The following is a 17,397-nucleotide window of genomic DNA, read 5'->3' as shown; positions in this document are numbered from 1 at the left end:
GGAGCAGGCTTTTGAAGTTGCTATTATGTTGTGCTAAAAGAATAAGTACATGCATATCATTGTGTATGAATTTACTGTTTCCGTTTCAAATAAGAAATAAACACGTATAAGAACAGTCCAAATAATGCAAGCATGACTATCCATAACACAAACGGCAAAATCGCTCCCCAAGCCATAAATACCCTCCTCTATAGATCATCCATTTATCTTTTATTCCATTTTATAGTAAAATAAGTAAAAGAAACAATCAAAAGAGCAATAGAAATAGCAATAGGAGGTGATGTAATGTCAGATCTATACGGTTTGGTTCTGGTTATACTTGTTAATGTCATCATTTATGGATTGGTAATCTGGGGCATTGTACATATGATTTATAAACGTTCCAAACATCCTGCGCATACAATTGTATTTCTTGCGATGATAGTTTGTTTTGTTATTTTTACAGCCAGTGTCGTACAGCAAATTATGTATCGCGATTGGACAATCAACGTAGCTACTTTGGCGCCATTGACATGTCTATTTTCAATTTATGTTTTGAGTCGTAGGGAGATGCGTTTGCAAGCTTAGTCATAATATTATTTTTTTTAAAAAATCTATTTAAAATAAAAAGGAGTCTCTATTTCAAATAGAGGCTCCTTTTTGTTATCATATTTATTCATCATAGTATTGTTTTATCAAATCCTGATCATACAGATCCATAAACATTGTTACAAAGGAACTCCCATTAATAAAATCTACTTCGAATAAACTTTCAAATTTAAAATGATCTCGATACCATGTCCATTTTTCTTTTAGGGCATCTAAAACAATATATCGTTCATTTAACTGTATTGCCATATGTAAAATATGATTAACTATTTTTATACCGATTCCTTTATTTTGAAAATTCTTGTGTACAGCTAATCTAGCAATATCAAGTACAAGTTGTTCTTTTGAAATATCAGGGTCATTAATCAAAGAGGATAGAGGAGTATGTTGAAGGGTGTAGTAACCAATAATTTGATTTTGATAGAAAACTAAAGTCGTGCTAGAATCTCGAACAATATGAGAGGGATAAGCTTCTGCTTGTAGAAAAAAATCCATAGAATGATTACCGCAAGAAAAATTTCTTAAATGAGGTAAATCCTCTATGGATATGATTCTATGTTCTAATGGTCTATTATTAGGAATTAGATAATCGTTCATTGTACTCCTTAATTTTTTTTTCGGCATATTTTTTCATCAGTTCTTCATTTTTTTTGTTTTTTTCTAAAAAACGTTTGGCTTCTTTTCCTGTAAGTACAGGTCTTTCTCTCAATCTAACAGCCATATAAAATGCTCCTTCCTAAAGGTATTTATACTATTATTTTATCATGTAATAACCTTCAATGATAGATTATACATACTATATGATGAATACTTTATAAAAAATTATGTGTTTGATATTAGAAAAAAAGTGATCTCCATTAGTTGGTAGATCACTTTTTTTTTCGTTCTATCCAGTTTTAGTTTAATATATTAAGAAAGAACTTATTTTTCTAATCCGTTTACAGGAGAGCACCCATGACATTGCCTTTAGAATTACAATCCATTTATAATCACAAACAAAAATCATATAAAATGATACTCATGTTATCTTTACTAGACGAAATGAAAGAATCTAATCTTCATGAAGTATCCATGCTTAAAGTACGAGAACGCTTCTTATCCTATTTACAACAACGAGAAGCACAGAGTCTGCGTGTCGATGAACCACCTTCTCAAGTGAAAGCGACACGATGGGCAGATGTGCAATTAAGTCGGATTCAGTATGTCATGAATACACCAATCAAAGCATTATCTTCAATATTACATGTACCCAGTGAGCAGTATACGATTGGTTTCAAAAAAGATCTGTACGATCAATGGGATCAGTCTATTTTGGATGAATTATACCAATTTACATTAGACGAACTGGAATTATACTATGCTCAACCGCCTTCCGATTTCTCGATTCGAGATGATCTGATGCGGATTATGATGGAATATCCAGAAGCACGTCGAGAACCGTTTAAGCGCAATCCTTTAGCTCAATATATGCGAAATGTAATCCCTGAACATATTCGTTCGTTGCAGTTTATTCATAGCTATCTTCGCATAAGAGGATCTGTGGGCCAGGGTGGATGGGCTAATATTCCATGGGTTGCGATTATGCATCGACAAATAACAGATAGCACACAAAGAGGTTTATATTTAGCTTATTTATTTGCAGAAGATATGCAGTCCGTTTACCTTGTATTGCAATACGGTGTAACCGATATGAAAAATCGTTTAGGTACTAAGAAAGCTTATGAACAATTTGAACAAAAAGCACAAGAAATCAGAGCCATGTTACCGCCAACACGATTGAACTTAGAAGGAACAATTGATTTGGGCGAAAGTACGTATGCTAAAGACTATCAGGCATCTACGATTGCGTATACTCGTTATGATTTAAATGATATGCCTAATAATGAGCAATTGGTAGACGATCTATGGGATGCGGTAGAGACTTATCTTTCTTATGTGCAAAGTATAGATGCCACACCGAATACAGAATGGGCAAGTCAGTTGAATGATGAAGAAGAGGAAGAAGTCGATGAAGTAGAAGAGGAATCGGTTGTACTTATCCATGATGCTGAGATCAAAGAAGTATTGGATCAGGTACGCGACTACATCACTCAACGTGGATTCTACTTCCCTTCTCACCTGATCGACAACTTCTACCTGTCTCTCAAAACACGCCCGTTCGTTATTCTCGCAGGCATTTCCGGCACAGGGAAAACACGACTTATTCGTCTGTTCGCTGAAGCAGTCGGCGCTACAGCGCTCAATGGACAATTTCGCTTAATTCCTGTACGTCCAGATTGGAGCGATCCTACCGATCTGATCGGGTACAAAGATCTATCTGGCACATTTAAGCCAGGGCCACTTACATTAGTAATTGCAGAAGCATCTCAACCGGAGAATCGCCATAAGCCTTATTTTATCTGTCTGGATGAGATGAATTTGGCGCGAGTGGAGCATTATTTCAGTGATATTTTGAGTCTGTTGGAGACTCAATCATGGCAGGGTAGACATATTGTTACTGATCCGGTGATTCCAGCAGCTACTTTAGAATTGGAAAGCGATTTAGAACGATATGGAAATCTGGGAATACCGGAAAATGTCTACCTGATCGGAACCGTAAATATGGATGAGACAACGTATCCATTTAGCAAAAAAGTACTGGATCGGGCGAATACGCTTGAATTTAATACTATTGATCTGATGCAGTTGCCCAAGTTACGTGAAGAAAGTCAGCAGATCGTAGAAGCAGTACCGGTAGAACAATCTTTTTTACGGGCAGACTATTTGCAGTTGATTGACGCTTATGACCATTATGCAGAGCTGATTACGCGTACTACAGAGCGACTGGTTACGGTTAATGAAATACTGGAAGATATTCATGCGCATGTGGGTTTTCGGATAAGGGATGCGGTGTGCTTTTATGTGATCTATAATGAACGTTTTGGATTGATGCGTGAAGAAGAAGCGTTTGATCTACAGGTGATGCAGAAGATTTTGCCACGTATTCAAGGAAGCCAGTCTGGTGTACGACGTGTACTGGTGAAATTATTGAGCTTTTGCTTACAAGACAGTGTCCGTATTCCTTCACCGATGGAAGATGATGATGCGTTCTGGCGGCAATGGGATCGCGGGAATACGCCACCACAAGCAAACTATCCACAGACAGCACATAAGCTGGTAGATATGATTGTGAGGTTAGATGAAGATGGATTCACATCCTACTGGATTTCTTAATCATAGTACTGATCTATTAGAAGTGACATGTAATATTGGTACGATTTATATCAAAGGCAAGCCGTATCATCCGGTGGTCGAAACGTTACAATTGCACCGCCAAGAAGGAGAATGGGTCGATGCGCATCTGATCTGTCGTTCTCTTTCACCTGATGTGGTTATTGAAAAGATCTCTGTGTTCTCACCAACTGAAAATAAACTGATACTATGGGACGGGACAACACCGTCTTTTCCTTGTTTTTATGAGCAACAGAACTATGAATTTTTGTTGATTAAGTCAGATGATGATATGCAATTACCTCTAACCTTTCACCATGATAGCTTAGCTCTTCGTGAAGCTGTCACGTCTAAAGGGGAGCAGGTATTGTCGGGTCTGTTGAATTTTAAAAATGAAGTCGGTTTTACTGAATTGGAATTACGCAGTAGAGGACAGCGATTGTTGTTGATCGAACTGGAAATTTTCCCTTCGAAGCTGGATTATAAGCAAGATTATATCCAGTTACTTCGTGAAGTGAATGAGCAAGTCTATAATCTGTCGTTCGACTTTCTCAAACGAACATACCAATCTGTGCGTATTCGAGAGACCGAGCACCAGAGTTTGAGTGAGTTTTTTGCATTGATTACTCATCTCTTTCACCAGATGGAGACGGCTATGGAGCGAATCAATCGACAACCTCATCATAAGCTGGATCAATCGCTAGAACGTAGACCAGCAGCAAGGGTCAAGCGGGGCAGTAATCGCAACAATGCTTATTTAGCCAGACATCCGCAGTATGTGGAGCAAGATGCTGTACATGGATGGTTACCGATTGGGGCCGAGCGTTACCAGCCGACTCATTTACTGGATACGGTCAAGCACATCTCTTATGATACCGCAGAAAATCGGTTTTTGCGTTGGATGTTAGAGCGCATTTTAAGCAAGTTACAACAGTTACGAGATCAGTATAACCAGTTAACAAAACCACAGAATTTCCGTAGTCGAGCGTATGATCCGGTGTTCGTACAGCGTGTAGACCAGATGATCTCCCGATTAGAACAGTTGTTATCTCTAGAATGGTTACAAGCGATCTCACCCATGCGACAAATGAGTAGCAGTCTGGTTCTCCAGATGGCACCGGGGTATCGGGAAATGTATCGGTATTACCTTTTGCTACTAAAAGGTTTGTCGATCCAAAGCGATCTATTGCGTCTATCCATGAAAGATATTGCAGAAATCTATGAATACTGGTGCTTTTTGAAGTTAAATGAATTGCTTAGCCGTAAATATCCATTGATTAAGCAAAATCTGATAAGGCTCAACCATAGCGGATTATTTGTGACGTTAGGCAGAGGACAGCAATCTCGTATGGAATATCTGAATCCACGTAATAATGAAACGTTTGTGCTCTATTACAACAGTCTACCGAGCAAAGAGGTCACCCCTACATTGCCACAGCGACCGGATAATGTGCTGTCTTTAATGAAGGTAGATGCAGGGCAGAAGAAAGAATACAGTTTTATTTTTGATGCCAAATACAAGTTAAATGCCGCGGTAGAAGGGTCGCCGTATGCTTCTGCTTATCTCAAGCCGGGACCGCAAGAAGAAGATATTAATACAATGCACCGTTACCGTGATGCGATTGTCCATGCGTCTACAGCAGAGAAGTACGAGCGTAGTATGTTTGGAGCCTATGTATTATTTCCCTATGGTGATGAAGAGCAATTCCGTGAACATCACTTTTACCGCAGTATACGTAAGCTGAATGTAGGAGCTTTTCCTTTTTTGCCTAATGCAACAAGTCTGGTCGAGCAATTTTTGGATGAGCTAATTCAAGATAGCCCTGAAAAAGCGTATGAACGTTCTCCTTCACCACGGGGAACTCAAGCCTATTACCAAAACAAATTAGTCGACAAAAATATGCTGATTGGATCGGTGCGAGGACCGGAGCAGATACAGGTGGCTCTTGCCTATCGCTTTTATCATGTTCCGTTAGCTAACTTTGTAGATACACAGGTTATTACACAGATTGAGTATGTAGCGATGTGTGAATCCAGACGAAAGTTTGAAGCCTTAGGTAGAACGGGTATAAGCTATTATGGCAAAGTAGACAGATGGGATATCGTCAAGCGATCCAATATTACCGAAATTCCTGCCGAACCGCAGAAAGCTCATTTATTATATGTAAAATTTACAGTTACCGAGTGGCAAGAACGAACAGAACCTATTGCATTGGCAGGGCAAGGTATTTATACATTGCTGTACACCAGTAAATACATGTTTGATCGTGCCGAAGAATTAGCTGAATTGCGATTAGACTCTGAAGCTGATCTAGCCAAGTGGCGTGAAAAGCGCAGATTAGGCAAAGTGAAAGTGAAGCTAGACAACACGTATGTGGATCTAGCGAAGCATGTGTTAGATGTGAGCGTAGAAGAAGAGTGAACCGTTTTTCAACTTGGAAAATAGATCAAAGTCATTTGCATACTCTCCAAATGAGAGTATGCAGGTGACTTTTGTATTGTCTATATATGTAAGCAGAATAGCGCATAACAACATTTTTCATGAAAATTTAAGAAATGATGAAAATTGAATGCATCTGCACTATAGAAGAAGTATAATTCTTGCAGTTAGCAGTGCGCTTGATAGAGTAGGAGCAGACTGATGAAGGAGGGAAGGCAGTTTTGAAACGTTTGATTTGGATGGGAAGTTTATTTTATTTATTAATGGGTGCCATTAAAGTCACCGTGGCAGCGATTGTCACCGTATTATTGCCGCTCTATGATCGGGATTATACCGATGCAGGGGCACTGATATTTATTGAATTTGGAGCATCGATTATTGGGATGTTAATTCAGCCATGGTTAGCCAATCGGATATCGAAAAAAACGATGTTACATATAGGCGCAATCGGTGTAGCAGCTTGTTATATTTTGATTGCTTTCTTACCTCCATGGTCGATCTTAATTGTAGGTATTGCGATAGCAGGATTCCTTGGAGGCATTATTGAGTCCGTGATTGCCGCAGTTATTTTGGAAGGGTTACAATCTAATGCGGCGATTGCCATGAGTCGTTTGGAAATTGCTTTTGGGGTAGGTTCATTATTATTCCCATTAGCGATCGGAATGTTAGTTCGTTCTGGGTTATGGAATTATGCGCTATTAGGAATAGCAGTGTATTGTATCTTTTTATCTTTGTTTGTGCGATTCAGTCGTTTTGAAGGGGTGGAATCGTTATTTTTACCACGTCATCTGACGGATCTTCCTCATGTGGTTCCAGCAACAGCCGCTTCTTCAGGGCCTGTTGGTGCTGTAGTTGCAGCAGCGGCAACAAATCATCCTTCTGCTCGACTTAAACGATTGTGGGTAGGTGGAAGTCTGTTATTACCATCGTTTGTATTTCTCTTTTTCTTATATGGAGCGACTGATATTGGGCTGGTCAATTATTTGCCATCTTTGATGTTAGAAACAGGTATGGCAGATGCAGGAACAGCACCGATCAGTGTCACAGTGTTCTGGGCGGCGATGATTGTAGGACGGATGTTTGCCGGTTATGAAGCAGAACGGATCGGCTATCGTCGTTACCTATTTATTCATTGGAGCAGTATGATCGTGTTACTGTCTTTATTTGCTCTTAATCGCAATCCTGTACTGAGCTATACATTGATCGTATTGTTAGGGTTAATGTTATCCGGTCTTTATGTGGTTACACTGGTCTATATGAAAAAGTTAATGCCCAAAAATATAGCCCGCAATACCAGTATCGTCATGGCAGGTTGTGCGATTGGCGGAGGATTGTTCTCTGTTGTGGCAGGGCGTATGCTGGATACAGTCTCTCCTTCGTATGTGCAATGGATGATGGCAATTGTCGCATTATTGAGTCTGATCACTTATGTACTATATGCCAAAGAATCCAATATGCAGGTCGAACAGAACGAATTTGCACATGCAGAAGGATCTATCAAATAACAAATCATTCTTTAACAGCTTTTAGCCAACTTATGTTCAGAGCATTTTTCTGAAGTGAGTTGGCTTTTTGTATTGCTTTTATATATTCAAAAAGTAACAGTATAACAATAAGGAAAATGGCGTTAAAACAGATTCAGATCATCTGCATAAGGTAATACATACTATCACCTATATTATGGTATTAATTAGTCTCTTTTACACAAAAAACTATATTTATGACTAAAGTTACTCTATAATAGGTGAATATCTAAAAATAACATAATTTTACATTAATTAAGAAGGTGAGCTGATAATTAATGAAAAAGACGATGTTTAAGAAGTGGAGCGCTTCGGTATTAACTGCTGTATTGACGTTATCGCTAACCACTTCCGTCTGGGTACCACAAGCAAGTGCAGCGACAACGCCAGTGCAGAAGTATGGTCAATTATCAATTGCTAACGGACAATTGGTCGATAAAAATGGCGTGCCTGTACAATTAAAAGGAATGAGTTCTCACGGTATTCAATGGTTCGGCAACTATGTGAATAAAGATACGATGAAATGGTTACGAGATGACTGGGGAATTACAGTATTTCGTGTAGCGATGTATACCGCAGAAAATGGATACATTTCAAATCCATCACTTAAAAATAAAGTGAAAGAAGCGGTTGCAGCAGCACAGGATCTTGGCGTCTATGTGATTATCGATTGGCATATTCTTTCAGATAATGATCCGAATATTTACAAAACGCAATCCAAAGCCTTTTTCAGTGAAATGGCAGGTCTATACAAAGATTCACCGAACGTGATCTATGAGTTAGCTAATGAACCGAACGGTGGAGTGACATGGAATGGGCAGATTCGTCCATATGCGCAAGAAGTCACGCAGGTCATTCGTGCCAAAGATCCAGATAATATTATTATTGTAGGTACAGGTACGTGGAGTCAGGATGTGCACGATGCGGCAGACAACCAGTTACCTGATAAAAATACGATGTATGCAGTCCATTTTTATGCAGGGACCCACGGACAATTTTTACGAGATCGGATCGATTATGCACTTAGCAAAAAAGCCCCTGTGTTTATCACCGAGTGGGGAACTAGCGACGCTTCAGGGAATGGCGGACCTTTCTTAAGCGAATCGAAAGTATGGACTAATTTCTTAGCCAATCGTAAGATTAGTTGGGCAAACTGGTCACTTGCAGATAAAAATGAAGCTTCAGCAGCACTTGTAGCCGGAGCCAATTCTAGCGGTGGATGGACAGCGAATAATCTGACGACTTCAGGCAAATTTGTACGTGATGAGATTCGTCTAGGAGCAACCACAACTACGAGTACAACAGAACCAAATACAGATACTCCAACGCCTCCGACTACAGGCAGTGGAGATACAGGTACAACGACACCAACAGATACTAAAAGCAAACTGGTATTGCAATATCGTAATGGTGATAGTAATCCGACCGATAATGCCATTCGACCTATTTTCAATATTAAAAACAATGGCAGTACAGCTGTAGATCTAAGTGATCTCAAAATTCGTTACTATTACAGTGACGAAAGTCAGCAAAAGCAACAATTTTTTATCGACTGGGCGAGTGTAGGCGGAACTCATATTAGTGGTGCGTTTGGTACACCGACAGCATCCAAAACGACAGCTAATCGCTATGTCGAGTTCAGTTTTGGGAGTGGAGCGGGTTCTATTCCAGCTGGAGGACAAAGCGGAGATATCCAAGCTCGTATTCATCCAGCCGATTGGAGTAATTATAATGAAGCTAACGATTACTCTTATGGAGCTAATCAGACTACGCTAACCGATTGGAACAAAGCAAGTATTTACAATAAAGGTACTTTAGTATGGGGCACAACTCCATAATGAAGAATTCATTATTATTATACTGAGATTAAAAAAGGAGGGCTATCCTATAGATAGCTCTCCTTTTTGTTGTATGTACATACTTCGATAGAATTACAATGTTTCTTTACTCATCATATGAATAAAAATAAGTTCGAGAATAGCAGGAAGTTCTTGATGATAAAAGTTAGAATAACGTGTTAGATTATGCAATTTTGCTTCATCAGGTGGATGAATATGATGGGGCTCAGTCAACGTCTGATATTTGGGGTCATCAGGATGCGGTTCAGAATGAAATTTAATAATTCTACCTTCTGATTGTTCCCAATCATAATAGGAATAGTCAATAATACCTTTACTGATTCGTTCTGTTATTCTAAGCTTACCACCATCTACAAAAACAATAGTATATCGTTGAAAAGACAAGCTACTCATAAGCCCCGAACCGTCTCCATCACGCAGATCTGTAATGATGTGACGAAATTCTTTTTCTATAAGTGTAATATTAGAAGGATAACGTACAGTCATCGTTTAAAATCCTGTAATGTTCGCAACAATTGTTGCCATTCTGTAAAATCGCGTTGTTGTTGTGATGTCATTATAGTAGATGTAACTGTCACTTCTTCATAAGTACCCTTGTACTTTTGTTCATAATGATAAATCGCATCAATCAGTTCTTTCATTTCTTCAATAGCTGTTGTAGGACGAAGAGATGTTCGTTCTACTTCAGTTTGGTATAACTCAGAAGCTTCTTTAATCGTGATATTTTCTCCAGTAGTGGACAGATAAATAGCATCTTCTGGAATACGTGCTTGTTTGAAACGTTCCCCTTTTTCTACACCTACAATTCGACCTTTATGGATCCAATTATTGATTGTAGCTACACTGACTCCAAAAAAGCGTGCAATATCTCCAGTAGTATATTTTTTGTTCGAAATCGTAGGGTCAGTCGCTATATTGATTTGATGAACAAGAATTAATTGAAAATATTGTTGTAATTGTTGCACAGTTAAATCATCTTCTAAATGAATTTGTTGCACAAGGTGTTCAGCAGATATAGGAGACGTCTTTTCGATATATTTAAGTAATACTTTGAGAAAAGTAGATAATTGAACCTGATCTTGTTGATCCAATTGTTGGGCAATTAAAGATGGAATTATAATGGCTTCTGCCAAAGCAATTTCTCGTTCTGTTAATGTACTCATAATTTTCACCTCTATCTTTATCATACAATGTCCATTCTTAAACTTCAACTAAACTTAAAATAAACATCAATAAAAGTGCTTATTTCATTCAAACAAAAAACCAGCTCATTCTTGTGGAAGAAGTAGCTGGTTTCATATATTTTGACTTAACGACTTTGTGCTGAACTGAGGCGACCGTTCCAGAAATACAGATAGGCTCCAGAATAGATCCATTGCTCATACGTTAAAGAAGATGATTGATACGTATTTTTATCAGAAGGTTCGCCCCAAGATAATGTAACCTGTTCGCGGGTCATATTGCTTAATAATTTATTTTTACTAATAGCTGTCCAGACACTATTGCTCCAATTGTACACAGTGCGTGGATTTTTGGCCCATAAGATATCACTTAGCATCATACCTGTATCATATTGCCGATTGAGTTTGATCTGGACTTGCTTACCATTGGATTTTTGCAACGTAACAAAAGCATCATTTTGATCATTTACTCGCACAGCGATAAATGTTAACTTCTCCAAATGGTTAAGACCGCTTCCATTATATGCACGATTGTCGAACCAGACAAATTTGCCGTGCCAGTTCTGGTTAAATGATGTCAGTTCGCTATCTAACAGAAAGTCCAAATCAGATACTGGACTATTGAACTCATACGTATCGCCTGATTTATTTTGAATCGTTAGATACAAGCTGGAAGAAGCATAGCGTATATTGGTGATCCAGTAGGCTCCCGGATAATAAAACGGATATATTTTTTGACCGATAAAATAACCGTACTTCGCAGGAAGCTGACTAATGTTAGTCAAAATCTCACTGGATGCACGCTTGCCTTCATCATCACTCCAAATAAATAAGGATTGAGCACTAGACGCATATTTTCCATCCAAATCGGTAATCGCTAACAACGATTTGTACATCACATAAGTTACACCTGCATAAGCAAATGAATTGGATTCATTGACCGTAATACTACCTTTATTACCAGTAATCGTAAGCGGACTCCCATATTGAATCGTAATGCCTGGAATCCGATCCATGATCTTAATCGGAATATACAGTTTGTTGTTGTTCACGAACTGGGTGTATTGCTGGGTGATCTGAAATGTACCATTTACAAATAAAAATATGCTTTGATATGTACTTCCTTTTACATTGACAGCATGAGTGGTATGGCTAGGCATAATGACAACAAATACCATAATCCAGCTCAACAGACATAACAATCCTTTTTTCATTGTGAAAAATCCCCTTTTTCTCTATAGATCTGATAAAGATGTAAAATTACATCCTTTTCAAATATCGGAGAAAAAGGGGAATAAATGAAGATAGTTGCTATAAAAGTTAAATGATTAGTCTAACAACCCGACCATTTGCAGTCCATGTAAAATTCCATTTTCGTCTACAGATTTGGTAATATGGCGAGCAACCGCTTTGGCTTCAGGTTCAGCATTGCCCATCGCTACACTGTTATAGATTTGTTTGAGCATTTCCACATCGTTAAGTCCATCACCGAACGCATATTGTCTTTCTTCAGGGAAGCCTAACTTTTCGGTGATTTTGGCGATGCCATGTGCTTTGGAACCACCTTTGGGTAGAACATCGACAGACATCGGATGCCAGCGGATAAAATCAAATGATTTGAATTCTTGCTCATATTTTTTCTCAGCATCGCCAATACAGAACAGCAGACATTGATACATTTCTCTACCTTGATGATATAAAGGATCATATGTTGGGAACTTATTGACTTTGAGCGTATGAATACTGGTTGTGATCATTTCATCTTCTTCCGGTACACTTGCTCTCATATCATCAGCATCCATGTAGACGAGTGGATTATTCTGTTCTAATGCCGTCTGCGTCAATTGAAGTAAAGCGTCTTTGTCCAGCGGATTGGTATAGATTACTTCTCCACGTAACACTACATATTGACCGTTATAACTGACATACGTATCAATCTCAAGTTCCTCACGAATATCGTCAAACATAAAAGGCGCACGACCTGTAGCAATCGCAACTTCGTGACCCCGTGCTTTGAGATCGAATATCGCTTTTTTAGTGCTTTCGGGTAACTTTTTATCAAAATCTAATAATGTTCCATCAATATCGAAAAAGATAATACTTTGATTAGACATGAGCAGCTCCTATCGTGTTTATCTATTTTTGGTATATACAGTATGACTCTATTATAACCGTGAAACTAGATCTATGTCTTGCCTTTCAGGAGAATGACTAGCAAAATAAGCAAAAAGAAGCTACTTTTTTAGGATAGATTGAACCCATAAAAAGTAGCTTTTTTATAGTACATATTACATTCTTCTATAGATAGTCATACGGTATTAATGTTGCTCAATCGTTTCGACTTTGGCAGGTAAGGTGGAAGGACGTTTGAATCGGATAGGTAAATGGAAAAATAGATTCAACAGAATAGCGGATAGGCTACCTGTGATCGTACCATCACTTACAATAATACGTAGTGCTGAAGGAAGCCCTGCGAACAACTCCGGTACGACAGTAGCTCCAATTCCGAGCGAGATCGAGCAAGCAACGACTAGCAGATTGCGTTGATCTTTGAAGTTCACTTCGGTTAGCATTCGAATACCTGAAGCGACAACCATTCCGAATAATACGACTGTAGCTCCACCTAGAACAGCAGCAGGAATAACAGTAGCCAGTGCAGCAATTTTGGGAACCAAGCCAAGCACAATAAGAATACTTGCCGCAGCAACGATCACATTACGTGTTTTGACACGGGATAATTCTACAAGCCCTACATTTTGAGCGAAAGTGTTGTATGGAAAAGCATTGAACATTCCTCCCAGTACAATCGCTAGTCCTTCGGTACGATAACCACGAGTCATATCTTGCGGGGTTAATTTCTGATCACATACTTTACCTAAAGCTAGAAAAACACCGGTGGATTCGACAACGATAACCATACATACAATAATCATCGTCAAGATCGGCGCAAGCTTGAATTCCGGAGTGCCGAACATGAAGAATTGTGGTAAATGAAACCAAGAAGCTTCGCCTACACTGGCAAAATTGACTTTGCCCATCATAAAAGCAACAACGGTACCTGCAACAATGCCTATCAATACCGATAACGAACGCATAAATCCGGTGAAAAAGCGATTGATGATTAAAATGAGTAATAGTACGCCGAATGAAAGAAGAAAGTTAGTGAGACTACCGAATTCAGGGCTATTAGCTCCACCCGCCATATTGCGAATGCCTGTTGGAATTAAGGAAAGCCCAATCACAGTTACAACCGTTCCAGTCACAACCGGAGGGAATAAGCGAATAATTTTGCCGAAAAAGCCAGCGAATAAAAAGACGAATAATCCAGCAGCAATAATCGCACCATAGATCGCATTAAGTCCATACTGATTGCCGATCCCGATCATAGGTGTGATCGCTACAAAAGAACTTCCTAACATTACAGGCAGTCCGATACCTAGATATTTGTTTTTCCATGCTTGTAACAGGGTAGCTATTCCGCATGTTAATAGATCAATAGCGACCAGATAAGACAATTGTTCTGCTGTCAGATTCAATGCTCGTCCAACTAACAAAGGTACCAAGATAGCGCCTGCGTACATAGCCAGTACATGCTGTAATCCTAAAGATAAAATTTTACCACCACTTGGTTTACTGTCCATATTATTCGCCCCTTTTGAATATAGTTTGACATACCACGTTAACAAATCATTGAATTAACGTAATAATATCGCTTGTATCTCTATTTTGACGATAGATATTATATGTATTTGTACAGAAATATAATTTAAAGACTTTAATTTATGCATATTTATAAATTATATGTAAGTTAATATAACATTAAAGAAGATATATAGCTGATCAGTACAACAAAACATACCAACAGAACCGATTATACAAAAAAATAAGCGTATACAACGGCACTGTTATTTAAACAGATGTCTCTGATTTGTGTACACCTTTGAGAACATCACAAATTTATAATAAAAGAGCTACCTGTAATAAATAATAGAACAAGATCATGGAGCGAATGTTATAGAAAAGGAGGAGTGTAGCGTACGGTTCAAGCAGGGCATAACCTGCATAGTAATATTCACTTATTCATATTTGTAAGCGTTACCAAAATGATAAGGATGGTGAAGGGGTATGAAAGACAAGCAATATTCGTTAACAACTAAAATCGTAGCCGCCGCTCTAGGCATCGTACTGATATTACCAACAAGTGGATTATTCGCAGCTGATTCTACAGATATGTCTATTGCATCTTCTAAAAGTAAAGGCAATAAAGGTGTTCAATTGGAATATCTGGATCGAGGATTGGTGGCAGCCAAAACAGCAGAAGGTATTTTTCTAAGCTGGCGCTTACTTGGAGACGAAGCCAACGGTTATTCAGAGACAGGGCTAACAGGTACTGATTTTGCTTTGTATCGCAATGGTACATTTCTAACAGTGGTGACAGATAGCACGAATTATCTGGATCGTCAGGGAACAACAACTGCTAAATACACGGTAGCGCCGATCAAACCGAAAAAGCCTCGTACCGATCATTCAGTAGCGACAGTGACAGAATCTGCTTATAACGAATCATCTACACAGACGACCGACATAGAAGAATCCAATCTAACTACGTATAGCACTTATTATGATCTTAAAGATTTACGCAAGCCTGACAAAAAGAAATTAAGTGCTCCTGCAACAGTCTGGAACGACACCTATTATGATCTGCCTTTGCAAAAACCGGCTGATGGGGTGACACCTGCGGGTGAAGCCTATACGTATACTGCGAATGATATGAGCGTAGGAGATGTCGATGGAGATGGAGCTTACGAATATTTTGTGAAATGGAGCCCTTCCAATGCGAAAGATGTCTCGCAGAAAGGATACACAGGCAATACGTATATCGATGCTTATCAGTTAGATGGTCGACTGTTGTATCGTATTGATCTAGGTGTGAATATTCGTTCGGGCGCACATTATACACAATTTATGGTGTATGACTTTGACGGAGATGGCAAAGCCGAAATGATGTTCAAAACAGCGCCAGGCACTAAGATTATTCGTTATAATTCACGTGGTAAAGTCTCTTCTGAGAAATACATTACATTACCCAAAGTCGATAAAAAAGCAGGGTATGCGAATACCGATGATTATCGTTTAAGCAGTAGTGGCTACTATGATCATGTGGTGGATATGTTTATGGGATGGCGTGATCAAGAAGAAGTGAAGAACGGTCACTGGCCACAGACGCTTGAAGAATGTTTTGGGATTGCGCCTAAATACAATTATCCATTATCTCGTGTTGATGCAGAAGCGTTGACCGACTACTTTATGGATGTGTATGCTCCTTCACGTAGTGCACGGAATGATCTGCGGACGTTTGAAGGATTTATTTTGGACGGACCAGAATACTTGTCTGTTTTTGAAGGCGAATCAGGGAAAGAACTTGAAACGATAGCTTATGAACCCGATCGACATGATGATGGATTGATGTGGGGCGATTATGCGATGTCACGAATCGAACCGGGCAACCGTGTAGATCGCTTTCTAGCAGGTGTAGCTTATCTCAATGGTAAAACACCTTCGGCTGTATTTGCACGTGGATATTATACACGCTCTGTGCTTGTATCCTACAATTGGGATGGACGTCATTTGCAAAAAGTGTGGAATGCAGATAGTGGATGGACGCCGATGAGCAATCCATTTAACGATGGCCCTCATGGTGTTAATGGAACCGATCCTGAATTGGGTACACTCACTACACAAGGTGCTCATTCATTGACGATGGCAGATGTAGATGGAGACGGCAAAGATGAGATTGTATACGGCTCTGCCACAGTAGATGATGATGGTAGCTTACTTTATAGTTCAATGGATATAATGCCTGCTAACAGCGCAACACCGGGAGTGATAGCAAGGCTTGGACATGGAGATGCGATGCATGTCACTGATATTGATCCGAACCGTCCGGGAATGGAAATCTATATGGTGCATGAAGGTGGAACATATGCGCCTTATGGATATAGTATGCGTGATGCCCAAACAGGCAAAGTGATTTTTGGAGCTTATAGTGGTAAAGATACAGGACGTGGCATGATTGGCGATATTGATCCTTCTCGCCCGGGTCTTGAAGCATGGTCAATAGATATGCGTACAGCCGATGGTCAGCAGATCGGAACCAAAATCCCCGGAACCAATATGAATATTAAATGGGGCGCCGATCTAACCACTCAGATTATTGATGGTGCTCGTGAAGTGACACCTACCATTCAAGATTGGCGTAAAGGAACAGTGCTTACAGCAACAGGCACGCTAACCAATAATGATACAAAAGGCACACCTTCACTGGTAGCGGATATCTTTGGCGATTGGCGTGAAGAAATGCTGGTACGTACAACCGATAGTTCAGCGATTCGTATCTATCTGAGTACAGAAGTCACCAACCACAAATTGTATACATTATTGCATAATACACAGTATCGTACAGGAGTGGCTCGTCAGAATACAACGTATAATCAACCGACATATACTGATTTTTATTTTGGTTCTGATATTGACTGGTCTACCGTACCTTTACCGAACTTTTATACCGCTGGAAAAAGAAAGTAAAGTCCAAATAG

Annotated in this window: 13 protein-coding genes; 6 read left to right on the top strand and 7 right to left on the bottom strand. The window is 39.2% G+C overall.

Annotation, left to right across the window (positions count from 1 at the left end):
* Positions 1-285: 285 nt before the first annotated feature.
* The gene (locus tag PTI45_RS06635; protein ID WP_069326754.1) at positions 286-567 is read left to right on the top strand and encodes a hypothetical protein; all 282 of its coding nucleotides are present in this window, start codon (positions 286-288) and stop codon (positions 565-567) included.
* Positions 568-651: 84 nt separating this feature from the next.
* Here the strand turns inward: PTI45_RS06635 and PTI45_RS06630 are convergent, their stop codons facing one another.
* The gene (locus PTI45_RS06630; RefSeq protein ID WP_069326753.1) at positions 652-1,185 is read right to left on the bottom strand and encodes a GNAT family N-acetyltransferase; all 534 of its coding nucleotides are present in this window, start codon (positions 1,183-1,185) and stop codon (positions 652-654) included.
* On the bottom strand, positions 1,163-1,309 hold the full coding sequence (locus PTI45_RS24085) for a hypothetical protein (RefSeq protein WP_175425132.1): 147 nt from the start codon (positions 1,307-1,309) through the stop codon (positions 1,163-1,165). The genes PTI45_RS06630 and PTI45_RS24085 overlap by 23 nt, the downstream gene beginning before the upstream one ends.
* A 233-nt stretch (positions 1,310-1,542) precedes the next feature.
* Between PTI45_RS24085 and PTI45_RS06625 the strand changes: the two genes are divergently transcribed.
* From PTI45_RS06625 to PTI45_RS06610, 4 genes are all read left to right on the top strand, one after another.
* A complete protein-coding gene (locus PTI45_RS06625; protein WP_069326752.1) occupies positions 1,543-3,801 on the top strand; it encodes an MrcB family domain-containing protein in 2,259 nt (752 codons plus the stop codon).
* Positions 3,773-6,220, top strand: a complete 2,448-nt coding sequence (locus tag PTI45_RS06620; RefSeq protein WP_069326751.1) for a restriction endonuclease-like protein — start codon at positions 3,773-3,775, stop codon at positions 6,218-6,220. The genes PTI45_RS06625 and PTI45_RS06620 overlap by 29 nt, the downstream gene beginning before the upstream one ends.
* Positions 6,221-6,459: 239 nt before the next feature.
* A complete protein-coding gene (locus PTI45_RS06615) occupies positions 6,460-7,743 on the top strand; it encodes an MFS transporter (RefSeq protein ID WP_069326750.1) in 1,284 nt (427 codons plus the stop codon).
* Positions 7,744-8,039: 296 nt separating this feature from the next.
* Positions 8,040-9,599 carry a cellulase family glycosylhydrolase gene (locus tag PTI45_RS06610; RefSeq protein WP_069326749.1) on the top strand — a complete coding sequence of 520 codons (1,560 nt, stop codon included), beginning with the start codon at positions 8,040-8,042 and terminating at the stop codon, positions 9,597-9,599.
* A 93-nt stretch (positions 9,600-9,692) separates the two neighbouring features.
* Here PTI45_RS06610 and PTI45_RS06605 read toward each other — a convergent pair whose 3' ends face one another.
* The 5 genes from PTI45_RS06605 to PTI45_RS06585 form a co-directional block, all read right to left on the bottom strand.
* Positions 9,693-10,106, bottom strand: coding sequence for a toxin-antitoxin system TumE family protein (locus tag PTI45_RS06605; protein WP_069326748.1), 414 nt, complete (start codon positions 10,104-10,106; stop codon positions 9,693-9,695).
* Positions 10,103-10,783, bottom strand: coding sequence for a helix-turn-helix domain-containing protein (locus PTI45_RS06600; protein WP_069326747.1), 681 nt, complete (start codon positions 10,781-10,783; stop codon positions 10,103-10,105). The genes PTI45_RS06605 and PTI45_RS06600 overlap by 4 nt, the downstream gene beginning before the upstream one ends.
* Before the next feature lie 146 nt (positions 10,784-10,929).
* Positions 10,930-12,015 carry a hypothetical protein gene (locus tag PTI45_RS06595; protein ID WP_069326746.1) on the bottom strand — a complete coding sequence of 362 codons (1,086 nt, stop codon included), beginning with the start codon at positions 12,013-12,015 and terminating at the stop codon, positions 10,930-10,932.
* 114 nt (positions 12,016-12,129) lie between these two features.
* Positions 12,130-12,915: a Cof-type HAD-IIB family hydrolase gene (locus PTI45_RS06590; RefSeq protein WP_069326745.1), complete on the bottom strand. Its 786-nt coding sequence runs from the start codon at positions 12,913-12,915 to the stop codon at positions 12,130-12,132.
* Positions 12,916-13,119: 204 nt separating this feature from the next.
* Entirely contained in the window at positions 13,120-14,442 is a 1,323-nt protein-coding gene (locus tag PTI45_RS06585) for a nucleobase:cation symporter-2 family protein (RefSeq protein ID WP_069326744.1), read from the bottom strand.
* 484 nt (positions 14,443-14,926) lie between these two features.
* Here PTI45_RS06585 and PTI45_RS06580 point away from each other — a divergent pair, with 484 nt between their 5' ends.
* Complete coding sequence (locus tag PTI45_RS06580; protein ID WP_069326743.1) at positions 14,927-17,386, top strand: rhamnogalacturonan lyase; 2,460 nt, start codon at positions 14,927-14,929, stop codon at positions 17,384-17,386.
* Positions 17,387-17,397: the final 11 nt, after the last annotated feature.

The sequence above is a fragment of the Paenibacillus nuruki genome, from assembly GCF_001721045.1.
In the GTDB taxonomy this organism is placed as follows: domain Bacteria; phylum Bacillota; class Bacilli; order Paenibacillales; family Paenibacillaceae; genus Saccharibacillus; species Saccharibacillus nuruki.
The sequence above is the reverse complement of the archived record's forward strand: the minus strand, read 5'-3'. Positions and strand labels throughout refer to the sequence as shown.

What these genes read in the sequence shown, in the direction of transcription:
- PTI45_RS06625 (WP_069326752.1), top strand. Translation starts at nt 1,543, where the DNA reads ATGACATTGCCTTTAGAATTACAATCCATTTATAATCACAAACAAAAA.
- PTI45_RS06610 (WP_069326749.1), top strand. Translation starts at nt 8,040, where the DNA reads ATGAAAAAGACGATGTTTAAGAAGTGGAGCGCTTCGGTATTAACTGCT.
- PTI45_RS06630 (WP_069326753.1), bottom strand. Translation starts at nt 1,185, where the DNA reads ATGAACGATTATCTAATTCCTAATAATAGACCATTAGAACATAGAATC.
- PTI45_RS06605 (WP_069326748.1), bottom strand. Translation starts at nt 10,106, where the DNA reads ATGACTGTACGTTATCCTTCTAATATTACACTTATAGAAAAAGAATTT.
- PTI45_RS06590 (WP_069326745.1), bottom strand. Translation starts at nt 12,915, where the DNA reads ATGTCTAATCAAAGTATTATCTTTTTCGATATTGATGGAACATTATTA.
- PTI45_RS06585 (WP_069326744.1), bottom strand. Translation starts at nt 14,442, where the DNA reads ATGGACAGTAAACCAAGTGGTGGTAAAATTTTATCTTTAGGATTACAG.
- PTI45_RS06620 (WP_069326751.1), top strand. Translation starts at nt 3,773, where the DNA reads ATGGATTCACATCCTACTGGATTTCTTAATCATAGTACTGATCTATTA.
- PTI45_RS06635 (WP_069326754.1), top strand. Translation starts at nt 286, where the DNA reads ATGTCAGATCTATACGGTTTGGTTCTGGTTATACTTGTTAATGTCATC.
- PTI45_RS06580 (WP_069326743.1), top strand. Translation starts at nt 14,927, where the DNA reads ATGAAAGACAAGCAATATTCGTTAACAACTAAAATCGTAGCCGCCGCT.
- PTI45_RS06600 (WP_069326747.1), bottom strand. Translation starts at nt 10,783, where the DNA reads ATGAGTACATTAACAGAACGAGAAATTGCTTTGGCAGAAGCCATTATA.
- PTI45_RS06595 (WP_069326746.1), bottom strand. Translation starts at nt 12,015, where the DNA reads ATGAAAAAAGGATTGTTATGTCTGTTGAGCTGGATTATGGTATTTGTT.
- PTI45_RS24085 (WP_175425132.1), bottom strand. Translation starts at nt 1,309, where the DNA reads ATGGCTGTTAGATTGAGAGAAAGACCTGTACTTACAGGAAAAGAAGCC.